We start from the raw sequence: 24,266 nt of genomic DNA on the forward strand, positions 1-24,266 counted from the left end.
GTTACTCTCAGAGACGCTATGAATGGCATCTCAAAACCTTATAATGATTCACTTTAAGTTTTAAGCATTCCGCTTTCTGCTTTAATAAAATCAATAATCTCAGCCTTCTGTGCGGGGTTAAACCAATGATATTCTTTATCTTTTTTAAACCAGGTTAACTGACGTTTCGCATACCTTCTGGAGTTCCGCTTCAACAAACGAATCATTTCTTCCCGTTCATAAATTCCATCAAAAAAATCAAAAACCTCTTTATATCCTACTGTTTGTAATGCATTCATATTTTTATATGGAATTAATGCCTTCACTTCTGCTTCCAGTCCGGCTTCCAACATTAAATCCATCCGGCGATTTATTCTTTCATATAATTCCTCTCTTGGCCGCTCCAGTCCTATTTTTATAATTTCAAAGTTTCTGGATGCTTTTTCATTTTTTCTGTAAAAAGAAAATGGAATACCAGTACTTCTGATCACTTCAAGAGCTCTGAGAATCCTTTGATGATTGGACTTATCGACCTGTTCATAATAAACAGGATCAGACACCTTTAATTCTTCCAATAAAGGTGAAAGTCCTTTATCAGACAATTCTGAAACCAGCTGACTCCTGGTCTCCTCTTCCACCTCAGGCATTTCGTCAAATCCTTCACAAACAGCCTTGATATATAATCCAGACCCTCCAGTAAGGATCAAATAATCCTTTTCTGTAAAAAGATGATCAATTAACTTTAAAGCTTCCTCTGAATATGATCCTGCATTGAATGGTTCTGCAATGGAGTGACTATCGATAAAGTAATGAACAACACTTTTCATTTCAGCTGCAGTAGGCTTGGCAGTTCCTATGCTCATTTCTTTGAAGAACTGTCTTGAATCAGCTGATATTACCGGAACAGCAAAATGCTGCGCCAGTTCGACACAAAGGTCAGTTTTGCCGACTGCAGTCGGTCCTGCAATTACTATCAGATATTTACTTCCCACTTTCAACCCTTTTATAAAAATCAACTAGTGCCTCAGATTCCTTTTCCCAATTGAAAATTTTTCTTGCTTTCAAAGCATTCTGCTTGATTTCATCATAGAGTGCAGGCTCATTCAGCAATCTATTGAAAGCCTTTACAATTTCTTCATGTTTAAGATCAACCAGTAAAGCAAATGAATATACATCATTAAGATGTTTATATTCCGGAAAATTTATAGTTACCTGTGGAATTCCGGCCATCATATAATCGAAAAACTTATTGGCAAGAGAATAGTAGTAACTGGCCCCTCTGTTTTCCAAAAGCAATACACCGGCATATGCTCCACGAATAATTTCCTTTAATTTTTCAGGTTCCACATAACCCAAAAATTTCACTTTACCATCCAGATCCATATCCTTTGCTTTAGCCTTCATGCTTTCAAACATTTCTCCATCTCCGCAGATATAAAGGCTGCAATTGATTTCAGGCATTGCATTGAGCATTTGTTCTATACCTCTTCCTTCATTTACTGCTCCTGCATATACTATATATTTTTCCTTGGATGTTTCAGGGTCAACCGGCTTGTACAAAGGAAGATTTCTTATCAAGGAAAAACTAACTCCGGGATACCTTTCTTCAAAGATTCTCCTCACTCCTTCACTCACTGTATATGAATACTTTACTTTTGGCACTATATAATTCTCAAGCTTCAGCCACATAGACCTTACAACAGGTCTTCTGACAACTTCAATTACCTCTGTAAATAACTCATGAGCGTCATACACCAAAGGTTTATTTTTCACCTTCGAAACAACATAACAGGGAAGAATTGTATCAAGGTCAATTGCGCAGATTATATCTGCCCTTCTGAACATAAGAAAAAATAAAAGACGAAAATTATATTCCAGATAAAAAAGCTTCCCGTTTTCAAAAAAACAATCAAGCCTCTTTTGCTCAAACAATTGATGTTTTAACTCTATAGATTTTTTTCTTTTCCTACCTACCAGAAGAACAGAATGCCCGGCCTTAGCCAATGTGGATGAAATCCTTTGCATTCTTTGATCATAAGATAGATCGTTTGTTACCGTAAAAATGATTCTGGCCATTGCCTATTTTTTTGCAAATTAAACCGGGATTAAGCATTAAAAAAAATATCATTATTAATCAATTCATTAGAATTTATAATAAAGTATAGATTATAATGATTAACAGGATTTTCAACGGCTATGATTATTTTGAGTTAAAAATTGTAGCCTGAATTATTGTATTATAAATGAACTGAAAAATATTTTTCAAGGAATACATTTAAAACATTTTAATAACCAGCAACTTACAATCAAAGGCTTTTTGGCGTAAAAAAAGATTTTATAGATCAAATTGATTATATTTGTTTAAGTCGATCCATCCTCTGAGTACCCATGGAATTAGAAAATAAATCGAGAGAAGAACTAGCTGCGGAGATCCTGAAGCTTCAGGATAAAATAAACTTAATTGAAAGGCAATCTGATAAAAAATTACCAGAGATTGACCTTAATTTTCGTAATGCCCTGGAAAAAATTACCCTATTCGCTCTGAGTATCAATCAGGACGGAAAAATTGCCTATTGCAACCAGACTTTTGCTGATTTTATTGGAGCATCTAAGGAAGTCCTTTTAGGAAAGGAATGGACAAGTATTGTACATAAAGGTAAAGGCCAGGATGATCGTGGGATTTTTAGCCTGATTGAGAATGGCCAACTTTTTAATAATATCAAGAGAAAAATCATAGCCAAAGACGGACAAATAAGAACTGTCAGATTTCAGGTTTTGATTCAAAACAATTCGGATGGAAAGCTTTCAGAAACTACTCTCGTGGGGGAAGATGTCACAGAAAAAAAGAGGGTAATAAAAGCTTTAAAAGAAAGTAATGAGCAACTTCACGATCTTTTTGAAAATGCTAATGACCTTATTCAGGTATTTTCTCTTGAAGGTGATATTATTTTTGTAAACAATGCCTGGAAGAATACCCTTGGGTATGTAGATGACGAGATTACTAGTCTTAATTTTAAAGAGATTGTTCACAAGGACTACCAGCAAGCGACCTTTGATCATTTACAAAAAATATTAAGCGGAGAGAAAGGCGACAAAATTGAAACTGTTTTCACTACGAAAGCTGGTAAATCCATACATGTTATAGGTAGTGTAAACGTTCGATATGAGAAAGAAAAGCCAATTGCATTCAGAGGCATATTTCACGACAACACTGAAAGGATAAGAGCAGAAAGAGGGGTTACCCTTTATTACAAAATTGCCAACCTTACCATAAGCAGCAATAACCTGGAATCTCTCCTTTACAATATCCACCAGGAGCTTAAGACAATCATTGCTGTTAACAACTTTCACGTTGCACTTTATGATAAGGATAAAAACTATCTGAACTTTCCATACTATGTTGATGAAAACTTCGGAGATAGAATTACTACCCAAAAAAGGATTGTAGGAAAAGGCTTAACTGAATATTCTCTCTTTAACGACAAGCCTACTTTTCTTTATGAAGAAGACATTCACGAACTGGCAGCTTCAGGAAAAGTAGAATTAATGGGTCCGGTACCCAAAATTTGGCTGGGAGTTCCTTTACGCCTGGAAAACCGTACCATTGGAGTCATTGCAGTAAAAAGCCATAGTGACAGAAATAAATTCAAGAGAAGGCACCTTGATCTTCTGGATTTTATTTCAGGTCAGATTGCCATTGCAATTGAGAGAAAGAGAAATGAAGAAAAGATCCTTGAACAAACTGCAAGATTAAATTCAATTTTTGAAAGCAGTTCTCACCTGATATGGTCTGTTAACAGGCAAAGAGGGCTTACCTCTTTCAACAGAAATTATGCTGAAGCTATAAAAAGGAAATTCGGTTCTTATCCGGAACTTGACCAAGCCTCTGAAAAACCTAAAATATTAATGCTTTCAGACGAAATTTACCATGATTTCGTCAATGCAAGGTATAAAGAAGCATTTGAAGGAAAGCAGCAACACTTTGAAGCCCGAACAATCATTGATGGAAGGGAAACATGGAGAGAAACCTTTCTGAATCCTATATTCCTTCCGGATGGACGAATAGAAGAAGTTTCAGGTATTTCACATGATATTACAGAAAAGAAACATTGGGAAATAGCTCTGCAAGAAAGCGAGGAGAAGTTTCGTAATATATTTGAATCCTTTCAGGACATCTATTACAGAACAGATGTTCATGGCAGAATCAATATGATAAGTCCTTCTGGATGTGAGCTAAGCGGATATAGCCAGGATCAGATCATTGGGCGACACATTACAGAGTTCTATGTTAGTCCTAAAAAACAAACAGCGCTTGTAAAACAATTGCTACGTACAGGTACTATCCGAAACTATGAGAACAACCTGGTGCTAAAAGACGGAACGGTAATCCAGTCCATTTCAAATATCAGGCTAATTTATAGCAAAGAAGGTAAACCTATTGCTGTAGATGGAGTAGCCAGAGATATTACATATTTGAAGAAGGCTTCGGAAGAATTGCTTAAAGCTAAGGAAATAGCAGAAAGATCACTGAAAGTAAAAGAAAGTTTCCTTGCCAACATGAGTCATGAGATCAGAACACCAATGAACGGAATCATCGGAGTGATTGATCTGTTATTTGATTCTCACCTCGATGAAGAACAGAGAAAGTATGTTCAAACTATAAAGAAGTCTTCAGAGACTCTTTTGACCATTCTGAATGACATACTTGACCTTTCTAAAATTGAAGCAGGTAAGATGCAGCTTCGTCTTACTTCAGTTTCAATTGAGTCTACCGTTGAAAAATTATTTTCATTATTCTATCAACAGGCAGCTTCCAAGAAGATTGATTTTGCCTTTACTATTGACGAAAACATTCCAAAATATATTCTTGCTGATGAAATAAGGTTATTGCAGATCATGTCTAACCTTACCAGTAATTCAATAAAATTTACCGATCATGGAAGTGTAAATATCGAGCTGGTGCTTGACGAGAAAAAAGGAAGTACCTACAAAATAAAAGTATTGATAAAAGACACTGGGATTGGTATTTCCGAAGAAAATAAGAAAAAGCTATTCGAATCTTTTAGTCAGGTAGATACCTCTTCCACCAAAGCCTATGCAGGTACAGGTTTAGGGTTGTCTATATCGAAAGAGCTGTGTAAAATGATGAACGGACAGATTGGTGTGGAATCTGAGTTAGGTTTGGGTAGTACCTTCTGGTTTACTTTCGAAGCACAGGAGAGTAAGCGGGTATCGCCTAAAGCAAGCCTTTCGGAAAACCTATCCGAGACAAGCAAATCTTATTCTGATGATCCATTGAATGTGCTGCTGGTAGATGATAATCAGATCAATCAATTTGTTGCCAATGAGATATTGAAGAAAGCAGGCTGCAAAGTGGATATAGCCGAAAACGGAATTGAAGCAATTGCAAAAGTAAAGTCAAAGTCTTATGACCTGATTTTTATGGATATTCAAATGCCTCAGATGGACGGAGTAACAGCAACAAAAGAAATACGAAAGCTAAACCTTGCTCAAACACCTCCTATTATTGCGATGACGGCCTATTCCATGAAGGAGGATAAGGAAAAGTTTATTAAAGATGGAATGGACGACTATTTATCCAAACCTATAAAACCTGAAAATTTAATTAATAAGCTGAGAGAATGGAGTAGACATAAAAAGTCTGAGACAAAATCCGAGACAAATACCAATCAGGAAACATTAAAAACCAACGATGCAATTCTGAATCAGGAGGTTTTGGATAAACTGAAAGTTTTTGCTGATTCTGACACTTTACTAAATATCTATAACGACTTTGAAACAGAGGCTATTGAGCAAATAGAGGCATGTAAAAATTCTTTTAAAACAGAAGATATTAAGAATATTTTAAATAATTTGCATACTTTAAAAGGGACATCCGGAACTCTCGGAATAGCAAGAGTGGAGAAGCTGGCAAGAGAAATAGAGGGTAGGCTAAAACAAAACAATTTAACCAATCTGGAAGAGGGTCTGAATGAATTAGATAACGCCTTTCAGGAATTCAGAGATTATTACAAAAATATTTTTTAAAGAATAGAGATTATGAGCACTTACAAGAAAGTTCTTATTGCCGAGGATAGTTCAGTAATTCAAAACCTGACCAAAAAGATCCTGGAATTTCAGAATTACAAAATTTCAAGCGTAAAAAACGGGAAGGACGTATTAAAAGCTGTTGAATCAGAGAATTACGACATAATTTTAATGGATATAAACATGCCACTTATGGATGGTATGACTTGCGCTAAAGAAATCAGAAAAAACCCTGATTCTGTAAAATCGAAAGTACCCATTGTGGCAATAACAGGAAATGCTAAAAACTATAGCGATAAAGATTTTGTTGATGCCGGAATAAATGAGTATCTTCAGAAACCTCTCGATTTCGACAAACTGGTTGAAACCGTGAAAAAATGGACTTTATAAATTATGCAAATAAAATACACCAATCAGTTTTTAAATAAACTGGAAGATATTTTCGCAGAGTCTGAATATATGCTCAGATATGAAAAAGGCAATTTTCATTCAGGCTACTGCATTTTAAAAGACACAAAAGTAGCGGTTGTCAATAAATATTTTCCGGTTGAAGGTAAAATCAACTGCTTAATAGAAATTCTTCGTTCCATTAAGCTTGATGTATCAAGATTGAGTGAAAAAAACAAAAAGTTTTATCTGGAAATCAATCAAACTGAATTATCGCTTTGATCATTTCATTTCTGGGTACCGGTACATCTCAGGGCATACCTGTAATCGGCTGCGATTGCGAGGTATGCACTTCTCTTGACTTCAGAGACAAAAGGCTCAGAACTTCCATTCATATTCAAACGGAGGATCAAAGCATTGTAGTGGATACCGGCCCGGATTTCAGAACCCAGGCTTTAAGACAAAGAATTAAGAAGCTGGATGCCGTTTTAATTACTCACGCACATAAAGATCATACGGCAGGCCTCGATGATATCAGAGCTTACAATTATTCTCAGAAAAAAGATATGCCGGTGTATGGCAGGCTTGCCACTCTGGAGCAGTTGAAAAAAGAATTCTCTTACGCTTTCACTGAATTTAAATACCCGGGAGTTCCTGAAATAACGCTTGTTGAAATTGAAAATAAACCATTTAGTATAGGGAAAACCGAAATTACCCCAATTGAGGTAATGCATTACAAAATGCCGGTCTTTGGTTTCCGAATAAAGGATTTTACCTATATCACTGATGCTAATTATATTTCAGATCATGAACTTGAAAAAATACAGGGTACAAAAGTTTTAATACTGAATGCCCTGCAAAAACAAGAGCATATCTCACATTTCAATCTTGAACAGGCTCTGCATATCGTAGATAAAATAAAACCTCAAAAAGCATACTTTACACATATGGCCCATAAAATGGGTTTACATCGAAGTGTGGAAATTGAACTTCCTGCCAACGTTCATTTGGCTTATGATGGACAAGTTATAGATATGAGCAGCATTTAGATTTGTTGCTCTTGCTCACACTCTTGCTTCGTTCTATCTGAATCGCAAATAAATTGGGCTAGTTTATTACGATAAAAAAAGGCTGCCCTTTTACAGGCAGCCCATATATTTAAATAACTTTTAGCTATTTAAGATATTCGAAGGTTTCCTTCTTCACTTTCCTTTCTCCCTCGTACCTTCTAATAATATAACCGTTTGCTACAATGATTTGTTCATTTTAGAACAAGATTCTCCGTGAAGCACTTCATTCTTAACTTCCTCTGTTGCCTCACTAGCTTTTTTTCTTCCAGGACAACAAGTACGAACCTCTGCATCTGCGGAGTCCCTGCTTTGAAGTTCCTCATAGAACCCAGGGGGAATAAACGCGGTTTCAGGATATATATATCCTTTTTGAAGATAAGAAGAGTCTCTCTGGGCATAATATACCTCCAGACCAATCCAATCTTCATACCTTATAGGATTTACATCACCTTCGGGATATCTGTGAGGATTGCTTCCTCCCAGGTAATCATTGAACCTGTTATACTCATAATCCATATTTTCATAGATAACATGGTTCCCAAAAGAATTGAGCTTAAGAGTATTTTGCTCTGAAGTGATTTTTTCATCCTCAAACCACTCATGAAAATAACTAGGGCTATGGTGACCCGAGTTCTGATTATCCGCAGAGCTTACTTTCTGTCCTGGCAATGAAGATGTCGTAAACTGCTGATGTCCTCCTATTTCCTCATAAGCACAAGAGGATAACATTCCTCCTATCAGAAGGAATAACAGGTTTTTAATTTTTCTCATATAATTCTCTCCTTTCACATACACATCCATAAAAAGAACTATAAAAGAATTTCAAAAGTTATGAGCTATCTGCCAGTCTGACTATTTCCCATTTTTATATCCTATATCATAACTCTCTTTAATGTTTTCCATCTGCAGGTCCACCCCTCTGGTTTTGGCAGATATCTTAAAGTCATTCAATATTTCAATCACGTCATAATCAATATACTTTGCCTTTGATCCGTCAATGATGACTTTTGAATAATCGGGAATTTCCCGAAGCATAGTCATAATACTCGCTTTATTCAGGAAAGAAACTTCTTCTGCGAGATCTAGCCTCATAACCTTTGCATCTTCACTCTCCTTCATAGAACAGGAATAGGCGAGTTTCAAATTTCTTCTAAGAATAAATACAATTGAGACAATAATACCAACAACTATTCCTTTCAGAAGATCTGTAAGCACTATGGCAAGGATAGTCAATATAAACGGTACAAACTGTTCTACTCCATTTTTAAAAATAGTTTTATACAGTCCTATATTAGTAAGCTTATACCCGATTACAAGAAGAATTGCAGATAATGCTGCCAGAGGGATCTTATTTAAGATTTTATGTAAAAATATAACACACAACAAGAGTAATAAACCATGGTAAAAAGAGGAAAATTTTGATCTCGCTCCTGCTGAGATATTAGCAGTTCCTCTGACAATTACAGCCGTCATTGGTAAGCCTCCTATGATACCAGACAAGATATTACCAACACCTTGTGCTTTAAGCTCCCTATTTGTTGGTGTATGTCTTTTCAAAGGATCCAGCTTATCTACAGCCTCAATACTAAGCAGCGTTTCCAGACTTGCTACCACAGCAAGTGTTAGCCCTATTTTCCATACTTTAAAATTTGTAATCTCATTAAATGCCGGAAATATTATAAGCCCTTTAAGAGAACTCAATCCTTTGATCTCAGGAATTAATACAAGATGTTCTTTGTCTAATGCAAGCATAGGTATCTTCTCAGCAAAAATGATATTTAATAAAGAGCCTAATACTACCACTAGTAAAGGGGCTGGTATTGATTTTAAAAAACCTTTCGTGATCTTATTCCAGTAGATCATAACAAGAAGAGAAAGAACAGATATTATGATGGCCCCTTTATTCAATGACTGAAAAGCCCTTAAAAGCTCAGAAAAAGTATTTTCTTTATCAAACTGATCAAATGAAAAATCTCCCTCATAGTCTACATCATAGCCAATTGCATGAGGAATTTGTTTAAGGATCAGAATTATACCAATAGCGGCCAACATTCCTTTGATCACTGATGATGGGAATAATAAACTGATCGACCCCGCTTTTATAAAACCTAATATAATCTGTACCGCTCCTGCGATCACTACTCCTAGCAGGAAAGCGCTGTATCCTGCCTCTGTAATAGCATTAAGAACTATAACGGTAAGTCCTGCTGCGGGTCCACTTACACTGAGCTGAGAACCACTCAGCAATGCAACCACCAGCCCTCCCACTATACCGGCAATAATACCTGCAAAAAGCGGGGCTCCTGAAGCCAGAGCAATACCAAGGCAAAGTGGCAAAGCAACCACAAAAACCACCAAACCTGATGGAATATCATATTTTAAATTGGCAGATATTTGTTTTGAAAGATTATGTAATAAACTCATGCTAAAATTTTAAGTAGGTTAGAAACCGTTATACCCCACAATGAGACAAGCAGGATATAATTATGTTATAAAAATAGTAATCTGAAAACCAGGTAATGTTTCTAAACTATTTCAGGTGGTGGAGTTACCATTTCCCGGGACTGGCCGAGAAGAAAGAAGGGATTTGAATAAGGAAACTGTAAATTAGAAATTAGAAATTCAAGTATAAATGTATTCAATGGATTAAGGCATATTTTTTCTTTAGCTTCTGCTGCCTCCTTATTCTCATTATCATTTTCTGATTCTTCTTCATCGATATTTACCTTTACTGACGAAACTTTTTTCTTCAATGCCATACCTGATCCCGCCGACAGATAAAACACCTGCGGAACCATGACTGTAAAAAATAACATTAATATCAAAAAGTTTTTAAGCATGTAAATACAAGAATCCCTCTGAGACAAAGGTAATAAAAACGATTCAAAAAGAAGTTAATTTAACGATCTATTAACAGTGGTTACCACCTAACATTTTTAATTATCACAAATATCCTCAGAGAGCTAGCTTCTAAAATACATTTAATTATAAATATGGGACTTCAGAAAAGACCTGATCTAATAACACCCTGTACACTCCTGTGCTTTCAATAAAGTCCGGACATTTATAATGTTCTCCGGTTATCAGCAATGGCCATTCCTCCCTATAATCAGGAACCCTTCCATGAGATCCTTTAACTAAAGTTGCATCCAGTGGAATAAAATCCATAAGTGTTCTGAAGCCCATTTTTTTCTTTAGCAATTTAATCGCTGCCCTTGCTTTAATAAATTTTATTTCAGGGTTAAAAAATAATTCCACGGGATCATAACCCGGCTTTTTATGTATTTCTACGGTTCTTGCAAAGTCTGGCGCTTTAAGATCATCCAACCAATAGTAGTATGAAAACCATGAGTTCTTATCCGCAACTGCGATTAAATCTCCCGCTCTTTCATGATCAATATTTAAAAGCTCTTTATCCAGGCCACTTAAAACTACATCAATACCTTTGGATGAAGCCAGAAGTTTTTTAACATCTTCTTTAATAGACTTATCGTTAATATATACATGCGCTATTTGATGATCTGCTACTGCAAAAGCCCTGGAACCACCTGCATCCAGAAGTTCCAGACCACTTTCTTCCCTTAGTTTCAAATATCCTTTTTCTCTTAAAATTCTGTTAATATGTATAGGATTGGAAACATTTGAAATTGAATATTCAGAAACGATATTCACTTTAGCTCCTCTTCGTTCATAGAAAGTAATCAGTCTCTTACACAATTCATCTATTTCTCTAAGGTTTGCTTTGCTCCTGGAATCATCAGGCCCATATTGCTGCAGACAATAGTCAAGATGAGGCAGGTATATCAATGTAAGAGTAGGATTAAACATTCCATCTACCAGCATGGAAGCTTCTGCTATCCAATTACTCGACTTTATAGAAGTATTAGGCCCCCAGAAATTAAACAGAGGGAATGTACCCAGCTTCTTTTGCAGATAATCTCTCAGGCTTGAGGGATTGGAATAAACATCAGCCAACTTTTTTCCGTCAGCATGATACTGAGGTCTTGGGGTAACGGAGATATCAGCAGATGAATACATATTATACCACCAGAACATATTGGCAAATGTAAAATTAGGATCAATCTTTTTGGCTGCTTCCCAGATTTTTTCTGACTTAACAAGTTTGTTGGACTGCTTCCAGAACTTAATTTCGCAATCACCATGACTATACCACCCGTTTCCCACAATACCATGCTCTGCAGGAGTTTTGCCTGTTAAATAATTACTTTGAGCGGTACATGTAACCGCTGGAAATGCTGGTCTTACCGGCACTGTTTTTTTTCTGGAAGACCACTCCTTCAGAAAAGGAGTAGAATCTCCAAGCAGCTTTGAGGACAAAGCCACTAGGTTAATCACAACTACTTTATCCATAAATTCTGATATTGAACTTTCATATTTTCAAGCACCCACTTGAATTCATTCACAATTGATTCGGTTAAATCTATTTTAACTTCATCAGGTAATACACTCCAGGTATATGTTTCTATCTCCAAAACACTAGTGATTGACTGATGTTGCAGCAATTGAAATACATTTAATATGTCATCCTGAGTGGATTCCAATATTCCATAATTGGATACAAAAAGAGGCACATGATAATGAATTCTCCATTCTTCGCATGATCCATAATTATTGTCATGGATCATATCAGGCAAATCATTATATCTCTTAATTTCCTTATCATATCTTCCGGCAACTTGATGAAGGTAAATCTTATCACTTATAGATTTGAGTTTAGTGGAAAGGTCTTTATGATCTAATCCTGCAGGCTTGAATTTTAATGCTGCGCTTATCTGTATCTTGCCGATCCCTATCTTTTCTTTCTTATATAGAGCAAGCATTTCTGCAGGATTTTCAAACAATACAGAAGAGTGACATACATCAAAACAAACCTTGATATGTTCTCTAACTGCTGCTTCTGCCTCCTGCGCACTCATATTTTTTATTTCAGAGAAATACTTTATCGCTCCGGGAACGAGCCAGTTGTTGTAAAAATTGATCATTCCTCTGGTATCTTCTATAATTCCATCGGGCTCAGGTTCAATATCCAGATGAATTACTTTTCCGCTTTCATTTTTCACCTGAATTAAGTATTCCGTTATCAGAGCAAAATGAAAGCTTGCCTTCCTGAATATGTGATCCATCTGTTCATTGGTTTTAAACCAATGTCTGTAAGAAACCGGTGAAGTTGAGATCCCTCCTTCTATCCCTTGAGGAAGAAGAAAATTCAGAATTTTAATCAAACGAACAGTATACTCAATACGCTCACGGGAATTCCAATCAGGTAAATGTACTTTATCTTTCACAATGGTTCTATGAAAACCTCCATAGGGGAATCCATTGATTGTAAATACGTAGAAGCCATTAACTTCCAGCCACTGACGGAATCTGAAGAGGTTATCATTTGCTAATAATTCTCTTGCCGCTATGTCAGACAGGCGCAAACCTATACCAAATGGCCGTCCCGGATTAACCTTCTCTTTGATAGAAGGAAGATATTCTTTCAGGTTTCCAAAAGTTTCTTCCCAGGTTTCTCCAGGATGGATATTCGTGCAATACGTAAGATGAAAGCCTTTCTTAAAAGTCATAACGGGCTCATTTCATTTTTTTGGTAATATGAATTTGCTTGTTGTAAACTCTTTATAATTTCACCACTCTCAATTGCTCCCACCTCTACTCCTTTTCCAATAGCACTTAGAAGCATGATTGTAAGTTTTCCTCCGAGATGTTCTCTGAATTCATGTAATCCTATTTCCAATTCAGAATAATTGCTGATTAGAAAAGATAAGTACTCATTCACAATGTCTCTGAATCCACATCGGTTTATACAATCCAGTATTTGATGCCAGCTTTGCAGTGAGATGTAATTTCTTAGATATGAAATCGTAACATCAAGGACTATTCCTACTGCTACAGCTTCACCATGTCTTATTTTATAATTGTCCATCTGCTCCAGTTTATGTGCTGCCCAATGTCCAAAGTCAAGAGGACGGGAAGACCCACGCTCAAAGGGATCTTCTCCGCCTATGTGTTGCATATGAAGCTCTGCACACCGATAGATCAAATCCTGCATAATATCCTGGTCTCTGGCAACAAGAGAAGATGCATTATTCATTATAAAATGGAAAAACTCTTCGTCCTTTATCAATGAAACTTTAATTGCTTCTGCAATGCCTGCAATCCAATCCCTTTGGCTCAATGTCATGAGAAACTTTCTATCATTGATCACAGCAAAAGGTGGAGCAAAACATCCCAGAAAGTTTTTCTTATTAAAATAATTCACGCTGTTCTTTACTCCTACTCCTGAATCGTTCTGAGCAAGCACCGTAGTAGGAATTCTTATCAGGCGAATACCTCTGTGTGCAATTGAAGCTGCATATCCAGCAAGATCCAGTAAGGCACCACCGCCAACAACAATAATATAAGAATGCCTAGACAACTTCCCTCTCTCAATTGCTTCAAGAATTTCATTAACTCTTCCCATTTCATTTTTCACTGATTCTCCCCCAGGAAGAATCATAATTTCCGTAAGTTGTCCCGTCAGGTTATTATTAAAATATCTAGTGGTCTTAGTTAACAAATCAGGGCTTTTGCTAATGACAGTTTCATCAACAACCACCAACACTTTTTCTTCTGAAGACTTGTTAATTAATCCTTTCAGAATATGATTTCTTTCATCAAATATATCTTCCGTAAAAAATACCCTATAGGTAAAAGGGACGACGAATGATTGCTGCAAACTTTTCATAATAATTTTCCATCAACTATGAGTGATCAAACAAACACAAACCAATCTATTTAGAATTATAGATCAACCTTTACAATATTAAGGATATACAAATCAGGTTACAGCAAAGTATCTGGAGAGCGCAATAGACATTGGCAGCAGGACCAATATAGAAAGAGCAAACTCAGGACCGGCATATGCTGCAGTCAGAGTAGCATCCAAAAGGATTATTCCTATTATACCATTTTTAACTGCCTGTCTTATTACACCATAGTTGACTTTCATCTGCATTTTTATAATTGGTATAGAAGTAAGCAGCAGAAAGCCTAGTAAGAACGGGAGTATACTTAGTAACGAAAATTCTTTAACCAGCAATATAGTAATAAGACCTGAACATGCCAGGAGATAAAAGAAGAAGCCAGCATCCAGAATATTTTTTTTAATTCGTCCTGTTTCACATTTACTGATAAGTGTAATACCAATGATATAAAACAAGGGCACTAAAGCAAGATAAACATGCTGAATAATACTGTTGCTCACAATTGAAATCCCCAGTAACATATTCAAACCTCGGCATATTCCCATCATCAAAGGACCATAAACAACAGAATGCTTAGCTTTCGCATCGTAAGTAAAGGCTGAAATCACTATACAAAGAGCCAGAGCAGCACTGGAGAATGAGACCATTAATGCAAAGAAAATCCCAAAAGAAAAAAGACAAATGCCAAACCGTTTTGCTTCAATAATTGTGAGTTTTCCGCTTGGAATCATTCTTTCAGGACGTTCTATTCTGTCTATATCATAATCGAAAACATCATTAAATACAATTCCTCCGGCATAAAGACATGCTGTAGACAATACAAGCATTAGCCCCTTTAACAAGAGAGAACTATCTCCAGACCAAGCTAATGCAGATGTAGCAATCAATGCACCGTTTATAACGTCTGCAGTAGAAGACAATACATTAGCGGGTCTCGCAATTGTCAAATATGCCTGTAACTTTCCCATCAGACAATTATATTTGAACTATCATTTTTTGGTAATGACTTTTTATCAACTTTTTTCAATTTCTGATCTCCCCTTAATACAGAATTACCATTGAAAGTATTGTCAATATTTTCTTCCGCATTCAACCAGTCCGATTCCTTTATTTTTCCGCTCAGACCAAATACCTGCAGTGCATTGCTATAACATACTTTATCAATATCTCTTGAAGGGATTCCTTTTGCTTCCATCAATAAGGCAGTTTTAGGGACAGCTAATGGATCGCTGATGCCCCAATCGGCCGCGCTGTTTATAATAATTCTTTCACTACCATACTTTTTTACAATTTCCACCATTCTTTCATTACCCATTTTGGTATTCGGATAAATGGTAAAAGCGGCCCAGAATCCTTGATCCAATACATCCTTAACTGTCTCTTCATTATTATGATCAATCACAACCCATGAAGGATCTAATTTATGTTCAAGGCAAACCTCCATACTTCTTAGTGTGCCTCGCTTTTTATTTCTATGCGGGGTGTGAATCTGTACAGGTAATAAAGTCTCTTTAGATAAAATCAACTGTTGTCTGAAATACTTTTCTTCCAATGGAGTTTGTTCATCATATCCGATTTCGCCTACACCTACAACCTTTTCTTTACATAGAAATAAAGGTAGAATATTCATAACAGATTCGGCCAATTGCTGATTATTGGATTCTTTGGAATTAAGACCTATTGTGCAATAGTGCATGATCCCAAACTGGCTTGCACGAAATCTTTCCCAACCAATAAGTCCGCTGAAATAATCTTTAAAAGAACCAGCTTCAGTGCGTGGCTGTCCTACCCAGAAAGAAGGTTCTATTACAGCTACTATACCTGCTTCAGCCATTCTCTGATAATCATCAGTAGTTCTGGAAACCATGTGTACATGAGGATCAATAAATCTTTTCATATATAAAATTTTAAAACTCCTGTAATTTCATTTTATTCCACTTATTGGTAATATCCTGCCAGGACAATTCATTATCTATCATCTTACCATGCAGATCAGGTCTATGGTCAAGCAGCATCAGAACAGCTTCCTCAGTATTGCTCACATAACATGTAAGTGCTGCAGTTTCCTGGCTTAACTGATTCTTATCTTCAAATAAAGCCTTCACATCTTTTAGGTGATTCGTTGAAAGGAAGGGAGCTATGATTCTCCAGATTTCAGGGGTAATTTCCCTGCTTGCAGCTTTTCTCTCATGAACCAGATCGATTGCCATATCGGATAGTGCGGCATTGGCACGTCTTTCCAAACCAAAAATGTCACTGATAGGACTATCTATAAAGGCTGCTTTTAGTACCATCTGATTCCATTGTGATTCATTAAAAAAATCACAAGGAAACGGATTATTCAAGGCGATAGCTTCAAATAGCAGTTGGGAATTGGAGCGCACCCCTTCAGAGGCAATTTCAGTCAATCGATTCTGATAAGGCAGGATTGACAAGCCTTTTAAAATTGCTACCCTTTCATCAAGGTCTGCAGTACCAAAAATATTTTTTATCAGATTAAGAAATTCTTCTCCACTAAGAAAAGTAAGTTCCATCAGCATATTTATCCTTATAAACTCGGTGACTGTCCAGAACGAAGGATTCCAGCCTTTTCTAATGATGACAGTTTCTATTAGGTCGTCCTCATTTAAATCAAGTATTCGTTTCCCAAATACTGTTGATACTTTACTGAAAGCGAAATATATATTTCTGTAAACTCCTGACCTTACCTTTTCAATCTGTTCTATGTACCATCTGTACTGATCTTCAGTAATAACAAGAGCAATTTTTTTTTCTATAAAATGCCTCGCGGCCTTTACTTCCTGTATAGAAAAAGTATTTTTCATATAATGTATCTTCAGATTTTAGTGAACTCTTTTTTTAGCCATTTTTAATCTCCTCATAAAAATATAGTTGAGAAATATGAGGTTCATCATGGCGATCGCACAAATAAGAAGACCCAGAGACTCTCTTGCCAATTCAATATTGGAGCTATGTTCCATTGGCATCACTATGCCCTCATAGATTGAAGGCCATAAATAAATACATCCGGAAGCAAATAACGATGTGAATAACAACAGTATAAATGAATGAATCCTCTTTATCCCAGAATAGAAACATATCAAAGCTGCAAATGAGTAAATTGAAATCCATACCAAAGGATCCGGATCATTTAACTGAACAATGGCAAAACCGATGAATAGGAATCCCCATAATGAAGGGATCATCCCTGTTAAATTGTTCTTTCTCATAAATGCCTAAACCCTCAGAACAAGGTATTGTTTATGACTATCCATAAGAAGCAGGGAAGAAAAAAGCTGATACTATTCAGTTAAATGAATTAATATCTTATCGAATAATGTTTTATAAAAAAAAGGTTATGTCGGAAAAAAAAGGGAAAATTTATGTGGGTACTTCTGGCTGGCATTATAAGCACTGGATAGGAAAATTTTACCCGGAAAAAACTGCATCTAAAGATTTGTTAGATTATTATGATAGCTTTTTTGATACCCTGGAATTGAATAATTCCTTTTACAGACTTCCTTCATCAGAACAATTTTCAAATTGGTATAAAATTACACCAAAGGGTTTTTTATTCAGTATTAAGGCTAGCAGATATATTACACATATTAAACGCCTCAATATGCCCTCAGAAGGGATAAAAAAGCTTATTGACAGCATTTCACCTCTGAAAGAAAAACTTGGACCTATTCTATTTCAACTCCCTCCGAATATGAAATTGAATATTCAAAGGTTAGAAGAATTCATTGGTTTTCTTCCTTCAGGGTTCAGATATACGTTTGAGTTCCGCCACCCCTCCTGGTATACTGAGGATGTATATAAGCTATTAAAAAAGAACAACTGTGCTTTTTGTATTTATGAACTAAATCATCATATGTCACCCGTAATTTCAACGGCTGATTTTGTGTATATAAGATTACACGGACCGGAAGAAAAATATTCAGGAGATTATTCCAAAAAGCAACTTAATGAATGGGCAGAAAGCTGTAAAAACTGGTTGGACGAGGGTAAAGATGTATATATATACTTTGATAATGATCAGAATGCTTATGCTCCCTTTAATGCCCTTTATCTGAAAGAAACATTACAGAAAGGGAAAAAGAAACATTCAAAACCAAATTACACCAGAGCATAAAAATCAAAAAAGCTTATCCTTGTATTCATAAATTTTAGATATCTTAATTCACATCTTTCCTTCGGCACTTTTAATCGAAAGAAACAAAATTAAGTCTATTGAATTATTTAGATGAATACTTAAATAAAGCAAAATTCTATGCATGGGACTTTTCTAAATAAACTTCATACTTATGATATCAACCCTAAATTCAGCAAAAGGGCTGCTTATTTCTCAATGGAGTTTGCTGTTGATCAATCACTGAAAATATATTCAGGAGGACTGGGTTTTCTTGCCGGGTCACATTTAAGAAGTGCTTATGATCTTAAGCAAAACCTGATTGGAATTGGTATTTTATGGAAATACGGATATTATGATCAGGTTTGGAATCAGGATCATTATATGGAAGCTAAATTTGTGAAAAAGGAATATTCCTTTCTGGAAGATACCGGAATAATATTTCCGATCACAATTCATGATACTAAAGTAAATGTGAAAGCATATTTCCTTCCTCCTGATCAGTTCGGTACTGCACCATTATTTTTACTTTCTACTGACATCCCTGAAAACGATTATATATCGAGGACCATTACTCATAAACTATATGATTCCAACCTTGCCGCCAAGATTGCACAGTCAATCGTGTTGGGTGTAGGTGGGGCCAAGCTTCTCGATATTATCGGAGCTGAACCAGAAGTTTATCATATGAATGAAGGTCATGCACTGCCATTGGTATTTTACCTTTATTCCAAATATAGAAGCGAAGAGGCTGTCAGAAACCGTATGGTATTTACAACACATACACCTGAACTTGCAGGTAATGAGGAGCATTCGCTGGCCCTGCTTGAAGAAATGAGCTTTCTACATTGCATACCTCTAGATGAAGTGAAAAGAATTGCCAAAATTAGTGGAGATACATTGAACTATACCCTTACGGCATTAAGATTATCCAAAATCGCTAACGGCGTTTCCGAGATACATTCTAAAGTATCTCAATCTATGTGGCAGGGAAATGAAGGTGTATGCCCGATCATCCATATAACCAATGCCCAAAACAGGAAATTCTGGAAAGACAAGATACTTGATGAGGCATTAAACACTAATAACGATGAATTACTGGTAAAGCGAAAGAAAGAGTTAAAGCAAGAGTTATTTAAAGAAGTTGCGGATCAGACCGGAAAGATTTTTGACCCGAATGTACTTACTCTTGTATGGGCAAGGAGATTTGCCGGATATAAAAGAGCACAGCTCTTGCTCCATAACTATGAAAAGTTCCTTGGACTCATAAGCAGGAAGCATGAACCTATTCAGGTAATATGGGCAGGAAAGCCATATCCCGAGGATAAGCTAGGAATTGATATATTTAATTATATCAATCATACAGTAGAGAAATTTGATCGTTGTGCAATTCTTACAGGCCATGAAATGAAACTTTCTGCCATGTTAAAAAAAGGATCTGACGTATGGCTTAACAATCCTATTCCACCAAGAGAGGCATCAGGGACAAGTGGCATGACAGCGTCAATGAATGCATCCATTAACTTTTCTATTCCTGATGGTTGGTTCCCTGAATTTGCAAAACATGGAATAAACAGCTTTGTAATCAACTCTCAGCAAACCGATTCCTGGGTTCAAAGAGATGATCAGGATAATAAAGAATTACTCAGAGTATTGGAAGACGAAATTATTCCTACCTACTATAGAGATCCAAACAGATGGACAACAATAATGAAACAAGCTATGTGTGATGTATATCCCCAGTTTGATTCAGACAGAATGGCTACCGAATATTATCAGAAACTTTATCACGCTTAGGAATACAAAAAATAATAAATCCTGATGTTGATACATCAGGATTTATTATTTTTTAGTTTAAAGTCCACAAGCTGATAAGCCAAAAGAATGCATAGCCAAGCCATCCAATAAATGGCAGAAAAACAATTGATATAATCGGATATAATCTTGCGAATCTGTAAAAGATATAAAACACAAATAAGGTGAATGGTATATAAGCAAAAAAGCCAGCCATGGGGCTTTTTAAACCAAAAAATACGAGATCCCAAATGGTATAGTAAGCCATCATAATGACAACCAGAGTGATCAGAAAAACCGTTTCATTTTTATTATTCTCTTCTGAGAAAAGCTTGTAGAGCAATATTCCACAGATGATGTAGAAGATAAATCCCATGGCAAAGAAATATAAAATGGGTAAGGTAAATGAAGGCAACCTGAGCTGAGCATACCAACTGACAAGAGCATCGCCTTTGAAAAGGTTACTACATAATGCAAAGAACATACATATAGCTCCAGCTTTAATATATCGAAGCTGATTTAACAATTTATCCATGTTTTCAGAAATTAAATATGGAATGTATTTATAAAGAATCAAACAATCTGATATCCCTATTGTTCTTAAAATAAAAGGGTATGAGATATTTCAGACTGTTCACTATTATATTAAGCCTTAATATTCAGGGATGCAATGAGAGAAAAGCTGAAAAAATTTTTTCTACCACTGTTGATACAGGTACCGATATGGTCGATACAACACTTTTAAAGAGCGACACGTCCCGTCAAAAAGATACAATCCCCACTAAACTTCCTCCAAAAAATAATGATACTGAAACTGTGCTAAAACCCAAATCAAAGGATGATATGCCTGTAGCTATACCGGACTCCATAAAGAATAAAAAGAAATAAACTATAGATTTAAAAAAGAAAAAAGGGAGCTTGCTCCCTTTTTTCTTTAACGATTTCTTTCTTTAGGATTTGGCTGAGATGGTCCTTTATTTGGAAGCTTATCTTTTTCAGATGGATTCTCTTTTGCCTTATCTCTTTCCTTAGGCTGATTTTTATTTCCCATGTTTTTAAGATTTTTCAACCTTAACCACACTATGATAATTTTGTTATTCTTTTATCTAATACTAAGGTAAAATTTCTTCATGCTGAAATAAAGAGGAATCAATTGCAAGTGTATCCTGATATACATACTGAGCTGCTCCACCAGTAAGCTTTACGTAAGGAGAGATTTTACTATTTTGCTCTTCTGTAATAATTTCTTTTCTTAAAAGTAACGTACCTATCTTTCTGAAGTAATGATTCAGAAAGGGCTTTAGCTTTCCACCTTCATCAAAATAGTACTTAAACGCTTTTGGTTGGGGAACTATGCTCGCAAGAAAAATACTTTCTTCAACAGAAAGTTCAGATGGCCTTTTGTTAAAGTAAAACTTTGAAGCATTACCAATGCCATAGATGCCTGGCCCCCATTCAATAATATTAAGGTAAACCTCATACATTCTATCCTTTCCTGTGAGTCTGTTATTTTCAATAAGCCATACAATCAGAGCTTCTTCTACTTTTCTCGCAATTGTCTTTTCTCTGCTCAGGAATACATTCTTTACCAATTGCATGGATATAGTGCTTCCTCCTCTTGCAAATTTCCCCTTGCGGATATTATCTTTCATTGCCATTACAAAAGCATCCTCCCTAAAGCCCCTGTGCCAGTAAAAGCTGCCATCTTCAGAACAAAGTACAGCATTTTTAACATATGGAGAAATCTGATCGATAGGCGTAAATTCAGAATTGTCAATACCGACAGTAAATGTTTTAACTGCCACTCCTTTTTCAAAAGCTGTATGAACAAACGGCTTATTCATTTTGGTAAAATCCGTTTTTCCATAACTGATCACCTTAAATCCTTTTTCACTGAAGTTACTGCTGAACTTAAGTGAATCAACCATGCTCTTATCAAGATAAAAATTCAGTTGATATGAAAGCTTCCCTTCAACCTTGATACCTTCCAGAGAGGAAAATAAGCCAGCAGGCAATGAAGAAAAAAACCTTTGAGCTTCCAGTTCAGGCATGTTCAGACTTAAAGCATATATGCCTTTATTTTTCCTGTCGATAGTAGCTTTTCCGTTAAGACAGATATCATTTAGAAAAGTACTGTCGCTTTCAACAGTAACTGAAGATTTACCAAGGGAAATGAAATAATTTACATCTATCTTTTTTAAAGCAAGTTCGTTGGAGTCAAGTTTAGGGTGTTTTAATTTTAAAGCATCAAATCTAAATTTTCCTTTAAGATCAAGCTGTTCATCATTGAATTCATTATCTGCAAGATTAAACTTGAGCGTATCAAATCTAAAGTCCAATTGATAAAGATCATTGAGATAAGGGACTTTCAGCTCCGAAATTTCAGCATATAAATTTCCATTGATCAATCTTTTGCGTTTATTAATTTGACCTTCTGAAATCAGTACCTGATGAGTGTTCGGAATTTCTATAGATGCTTTATAATTTTTGTCATAAAGAAAAAATTTCTTTATTCTGAAAATATACTCGTTGTTGTCTTTAGTTAAGGCACAATTAAATCCTGAAATTTTTAATCTCGGAGGCAATGCTTTGAAGGAAGCAGTCAAAATCCTGTTAAGGATATAACCATAACCTTTCAATGTATCGGAATTTTCACGGTTTGTGCCTCTCTTCAATAAGAAAGAGTAGTTATCTTCCTTACCCTTCTTTACAGGATGAAAATAACCGTCTCTGATAGAAAAAGATTTAAATCTAAAATCGCCCGTTAAGGTATGAAACAAGTCAAGTTCAAAAGAAAGTGCTTCTGCTTTAGTTAGAGTATCCTTGTTATCCTGAACGATATAAAATTCTTGTCCACTGATACCGGAGAGGCCATGAACAGATATATTATTGAAAGAAAGTGTAGCTTGATAATCAGTTTTGAATTTTTCTTTGACCTTACCCAGGGCCCAGTTGGCAATGGAAGCCCTTAGAAAAAATATGGTAAGGATAAATATTGACGATAATACGGCAAGAATAACAACTACCCTTTGCAACTTACTGAAACTCATATTAGATTACTCTTCTATCTGAGTGCAAAGGTACAATTAAAATCAGGGTTTTGAAATATTTTACTAACTATTGCTTTGGAGGTCTTAATGAGAATTACTCATTATTCATATTCAGTGTAATAGGCTTCAACACAGTCTACTTTGGAAGTTTTGAGTTTGTAAACTTTGCCCACTGATTTATCTACTACCCATGATTTTATTGTTCTCACATTTCCCTCTTTATCAATTTTTATCATGCTTGTAGCCGGTTGTTCAAAATCACATTGAGTTCTGCATAATGTTTCGAACAAAACTTGTTTGTCCTGTACCATAATTCGTTTAACACCTTTTACTTCACAAACCATATCACCAGCGGTTTTAGCGAAGATCATCACAAAAGAAGAATCTCTTTTATTGAGATAGGTAAGAAGGCCATACTCCCCTATTCCATGCGATATCTGAGCAGAATATTGAATATACCCTTCCAATTCTCTGGAAGGATCAAACTTTTTGTTTTGCCAGTTCGTCAAAGTATCAAATAACTCAACCGACGCAATACATTCCTGAGGTTCATGCTCAATAAAATCATGATTGTCAGAGCTATTAAGATGAGAAGGAATAAAAAATGAGTTTTTTACGAGCGACTCGCATGAAAGAAATATTGCACAAAAAAAGAAAGACAAAATAAGGTTAAGAATCTTTTTCATAGCAGCATTGAATTAGGTTAAGTAATTTTTATTCCAGGTTGTTCCTGTTGTGAGTACTAAACTTGGATTATATATAACTCAGTAATATTTAAGAGCTTCATATTTACTTTTAGCGGATTTTGGCTTCCGGCTACCTACATTCAATTCCGACTATTATAATATCCCTATTCGTCCATTCCATCTCTGTTTACGGAAGATAAAAATAAAAGATAATCTTATTCAGAACTATTTTTCCACATGATTTTCTTGAAACTAAATGAATAAATCCTGTTTAAACTTAAATAATGTCAAAAAATATCCATTCAAAGTTCAAACAGATATTCATAAGATTTAAAAACAAAAACCTTCGCAGA

General features: G+C 35.7%; 22 protein-coding genes. 7 read left to right on the forward strand and 15 right to left on the reverse strand.

The window, feature by feature from the left end; genetic code table 11:
- Positions 1-53: 53 nt before the first annotated feature.
- On the reverse strand, positions 54-971 hold the full coding sequence (gene miaA, locus K350_RS0125475; protein WP_342665067.1) for a tRNA (adenosine(37)-N6)-dimethylallyltransferase MiaA: 918 nt from the start codon (positions 969-971) through the stop codon (positions 54-56).
- Positions 961-2,055: a glycosyltransferase gene (locus K350_RS0125480; protein WP_051313684.1), complete on the reverse strand. Its 1,095-nt coding sequence runs from the start codon at positions 2,053-2,055 to the stop codon at positions 961-963. The genes miaA and K350_RS0125480 overlap by 11 nt, the downstream gene beginning before the upstream one ends.
- A gap of 312 nt (positions 2,056-2,367) precedes the next feature.
- On the opposite strand from K350_RS0125480, the gene K350_RS0125485 reads away from it, so the two are divergent.
- The 4 genes from K350_RS0125485 to K350_RS0125500 are packed head-to-tail and all read left to right on the forward strand — an operon-like array spanning position 2,368 to position 7,463.
- Positions 2,368-6,027 (forward strand): PAS domain S-box protein, encoded by a 3,660-nt coding sequence (locus tag K350_RS0125485; RefSeq protein ID WP_028982337.1) that lies wholly within the window; start codon positions 2,368-2,370, stop codon positions 6,025-6,027.
- 12 nt (positions 6,028-6,039) lie between these two features.
- The gene (locus K350_RS0125490) at positions 6,040-6,417 is read left to right on the forward strand and encodes a response regulator (protein WP_028982338.1); all 378 of its coding nucleotides are present in this window, start codon (positions 6,040-6,042) and stop codon (positions 6,415-6,417) included.
- 3 nt (positions 6,418-6,420) lie between these two features.
- Positions 6,421-6,696: a hypothetical protein gene (locus K350_RS0125495; RefSeq protein ID WP_028982339.1), complete on the forward strand. Its 276-nt coding sequence runs from the start codon at positions 6,421-6,423 to the stop codon at positions 6,694-6,696.
- Positions 6,693-7,463, forward strand: a complete 771-nt coding sequence (locus K350_RS0125500) for an MBL fold metallo-hydrolase (RefSeq protein WP_028982340.1) — start codon at positions 6,693-6,695, stop codon at positions 7,461-7,463. Before K350_RS0125495 ends, K350_RS0125500 begins: the two co-directional genes overlap by 4 nt.
- Positions 7,464-7,661: 198 nt before the next feature.
- On the opposite strand, the gene K350_RS0125505 is transcribed toward K350_RS0125500, so the two are convergent.
- The 10 genes from K350_RS0125505 to K350_RS0125550 form a co-directional block, all read right to left on the reverse strand.
- Positions 7,662-8,255 (reverse strand): hypothetical protein, encoded by a 594-nt coding sequence (locus tag K350_RS0125505; protein ID WP_156027198.1) that lies wholly within the window; start codon positions 8,253-8,255, stop codon positions 7,662-7,664.
- A gap of 81 nt (positions 8,256-8,336) precedes the next feature.
- Positions 8,337-9,908: a SulP family inorganic anion transporter gene (locus K350_RS0125510; protein ID WP_028982342.1), complete on the reverse strand. Its 1,572-nt coding sequence runs from the start codon at positions 9,906-9,908 to the stop codon at positions 8,337-8,339.
- A 101-nt stretch (positions 9,909-10,009) separates the two neighbouring features.
- On the reverse strand, positions 10,010-10,300 hold the full coding sequence (locus K350_RS0125515) for a hypothetical protein (protein ID WP_156027199.1): 291 nt from the start codon (positions 10,298-10,300) through the stop codon (positions 10,010-10,012).
- Between the two features lie 169 nt (positions 10,301-10,469).
- Positions 10,470-11,855: an alkaline phosphatase family protein gene (locus K350_RS0125520; RefSeq protein ID WP_028982344.1), complete on the reverse strand. Its 1,386-nt coding sequence runs from the start codon at positions 11,853-11,855 to the stop codon at positions 10,470-10,472.
- Positions 11,843-13,072, reverse strand: a complete 1,230-nt coding sequence (gene eboE, locus K350_RS0125525; RefSeq protein ID WP_028982345.1) for a metabolite traffic protein EboE — start codon at positions 13,070-13,072, stop codon at positions 11,843-11,845. The genes K350_RS0125520 and eboE overlap by 13 nt, the downstream gene beginning before the upstream one ends.
- On the reverse strand, positions 13,069-14,232 hold the full coding sequence (locus K350_RS0125530) for a 3-dehydroquinate synthase (RefSeq protein ID WP_028982346.1): 1,164 nt from the start codon (positions 14,230-14,232) through the stop codon (positions 13,069-13,071). Before K350_RS0125530 ends, eboE begins: the two co-directional genes overlap by 4 nt.
- A 93-nt stretch (positions 14,233-14,325) precedes the next feature.
- Complete coding sequence (gene eboC / locus K350_RS0125535) at positions 14,326-15,219, reverse strand: UbiA-like protein EboC (protein ID WP_028982347.1); 894 nt, start codon at positions 15,217-15,219, stop codon at positions 14,326-14,328.
- The gene (locus tag K350_RS0125540; protein ID WP_028982348.1) at positions 15,219-16,148 is read right to left on the reverse strand and encodes a TatD family hydrolase; all 930 of its coding nucleotides are present in this window, start codon (positions 16,146-16,148) and stop codon (positions 15,219-15,221) included. Before K350_RS0125540 ends, eboC begins: the two co-directional genes overlap by 1 nt.
- A gap of 10 nt (positions 16,149-16,158) precedes the next feature.
- A complete protein-coding gene (locus K350_RS0125545; protein ID WP_028982349.1) occupies positions 16,159-17,076 on the reverse strand; it encodes an EboA domain-containing protein in 918 nt (305 codons plus the stop codon).
- 18 nt (positions 17,077-17,094) lie between these two features.
- The gene (locus K350_RS0125550) at positions 17,095-17,481 is read right to left on the reverse strand and encodes a transmembrane 220 family protein (protein ID WP_028982350.1); all 387 of its coding nucleotides are present in this window, start codon (positions 17,479-17,481) and stop codon (positions 17,095-17,097) included.
- A gap of 128 nt (positions 17,482-17,609) precedes the next feature.
- On the opposite strand from K350_RS0125550, the gene K350_RS30375 reads away from it, so the two are divergent.
- Together K350_RS30375 and glgP are read left to right on the forward strand one after the other, a co-directional pair.
- Positions 17,610-18,386, forward strand: a complete 777-nt coding sequence (locus tag K350_RS30375) for a DUF72 domain-containing protein (RefSeq protein ID WP_037577405.1) — start codon at positions 17,610-17,612, stop codon at positions 18,384-18,386.
- Positions 18,387-18,524: 138 nt separating this feature from the next.
- Positions 18,525-20,180: an alpha-glucan family phosphorylase gene (gene glgP, locus K350_RS0125560; RefSeq protein ID WP_028982351.1), complete on the forward strand. Its 1,656-nt coding sequence runs from the start codon at positions 18,525-18,527 to the stop codon at positions 20,178-20,180.
- Positions 20,181-20,232: 52 nt separating this feature from the next.
- On the opposite strand, the gene K350_RS0125565 is transcribed toward glgP, so the two are convergent.
- Complete coding sequence (locus K350_RS0125565) at positions 20,233-20,712, reverse strand: TspO/MBR family protein (protein WP_156027200.1); 480 nt, start codon at positions 20,710-20,712, stop codon at positions 20,233-20,235.
- An 80-nt stretch (positions 20,713-20,792) separates the two neighbouring features.
- Here K350_RS0125565 and K350_RS0125570 point away from each other — a divergent pair, with 80 nt between their 5' ends.
- Positions 20,793-21,065: a hypothetical protein gene (locus tag K350_RS0125570; RefSeq protein ID WP_028982353.1), complete on the forward strand. Its 273-nt coding sequence runs from the start codon at positions 20,793-20,795 to the stop codon at positions 21,063-21,065.
- A gap of 224 nt (positions 21,066-21,289) precedes the next feature.
- Here K350_RS0125570 and K350_RS30380 read toward each other — a convergent pair whose 3' ends face one another.
- On the reverse strand, positions 21,290-23,227 hold the full coding sequence (locus tag K350_RS30380) for a biosynthetic peptidoglycan transglycosylase (RefSeq protein WP_051313686.1): 1,938 nt from the start codon (positions 23,225-23,227) through the stop codon (positions 21,290-21,292).
- Positions 23,228-23,328: 101 nt separating this feature from the next.
- Positions 23,329-23,913, reverse strand: coding sequence for a hypothetical protein (locus K350_RS0125585; protein WP_028982354.1), 585 nt, complete (start codon positions 23,911-23,913; stop codon positions 23,329-23,331).
- Positions 23,914-24,266: the final 353 nt, after the last annotated feature.

The sequence above is a fragment of the Sporocytophaga myxococcoides DSM 11118 genome (genome assembly GCF_000426725.1).
Classification (GTDB): Bacteria; Bacteroidota; Bacteroidia; order Cytophagales; family Cytophagaceae; genus Sporocytophaga; species Sporocytophaga myxococcoides.

Excerpts from the sequence above, each read along its gene's own strand:
- K350_RS0125480 (WP_051313684.1), bottom strand. The coding sequence starts at position 2,055 with ATGGCCAGAATCATTTTTACGGTAACAAACGATCTATCTTATGATCAA.
- K350_RS0125485 (WP_028982337.1), top strand. The coding sequence starts at position 2,368 with ATGGAATTAGAAAATAAATCGAGAGAAGAACTAGCTGCGGAGATCCTG.
- K350_RS0125490 (WP_028982338.1), top strand. The coding sequence starts at position 6,040 with ATGAGCACTTACAAGAAAGTTCTTATTGCCGAGGATAGTTCAGTAATT.
- K350_RS0125495 (WP_028982339.1), top strand. The coding sequence starts at position 6,421 with ATGCAAATAAAATACACCAATCAGTTTTTAAATAAACTGGAAGATATT.
- K350_RS0125505 (WP_156027198.1), bottom strand. The coding sequence starts at position 8,255 with ATGAGAAAAATTAAAAACCTGTTATTCCTTCTGATAGGAGGAATGTTA.
- K350_RS0125510 (WP_028982342.1), bottom strand. The coding sequence starts at position 9,908 with ATGAGTTTATTACATAATCTTTCAAAACAAATATCTGCCAATTTAAAA.
- K350_RS0125515 (WP_156027199.1), bottom strand. The coding sequence starts at position 10,300 with ATGTTATTTTTTACAGTCATGGTTCCGCAGGTGTTTTATCTGTCGGCG.
- K350_RS0125520 (WP_028982344.1), bottom strand. The coding sequence starts at position 11,855 with ATGGATAAAGTAGTTGTGATTAACCTAGTGGCTTTGTCCTCAAAGCTG.
- eboE (WP_028982345.1), bottom strand. The coding sequence starts at position 13,072 with ATGACTTTTAAGAAAGGCTTTCATCTTACGTATTGCACGAATATCCAT.
- K350_RS0125530 (WP_028982346.1), bottom strand. The coding sequence starts at position 14,232 with ATGAAAAGTTTGCAGCAATCATTCGTCGTCCCTTTTACCTATAGGGTA.
- eboC (WP_028982347.1), bottom strand. The coding sequence starts at position 15,219 with ATGGGAAAGTTACAGGCATATTTGACAATTGCGAGACCCGCTAATGTA.
- K350_RS0125540 (WP_028982348.1), bottom strand. The coding sequence starts at position 16,148 with ATGAAAAGATTTATTGATCCTCATGTACACATGGTTTCCAGAACTACT.
- K350_RS0125545 (WP_028982349.1), bottom strand. The coding sequence starts at position 17,076 with ATGAAAAATACTTTTTCTATACAGGAAGTAAAGGCCGCGAGGCATTTT.
- K350_RS0125550 (WP_028982350.1), bottom strand. The coding sequence starts at position 17,481 with ATGAGAAAGAACAATTTAACAGGGATGATCCCTTCATTATGGGGATTC.
- K350_RS30375 (WP_037577405.1), top strand. The coding sequence starts at position 17,610 with ATGTCGGAAAAAAAAGGGAAAATTTATGTGGGTACTTCTGGCTGGCAT.
- glgP (WP_028982351.1), top strand. The coding sequence starts at position 18,525 with ATGCATGGGACTTTTCTAAATAAACTTCATACTTATGATATCAACCCT.
- K350_RS0125565 (WP_156027200.1), bottom strand. The coding sequence starts at position 20,712 with ATGGATAAATTGTTAAATCAGCTTCGATATATTAAAGCTGGAGCTATA.
- K350_RS0125570 (WP_028982353.1), top strand. The coding sequence starts at position 20,793 with ATGAGATATTTCAGACTGTTCACTATTATATTAAGCCTTAATATTCAG.
- K350_RS30380 (WP_051313686.1), bottom strand. The coding sequence starts at position 23,227 with ATGAGTTTCAGTAAGTTGCAAAGGGTAGTTGTTATTCTTGCCGTATTA.
- K350_RS0125585 (WP_028982354.1), bottom strand. The coding sequence starts at position 23,913 with ATGAAAAAGATTCTTAACCTTATTTTGTCTTTCTTTTTTTGTGCAATA.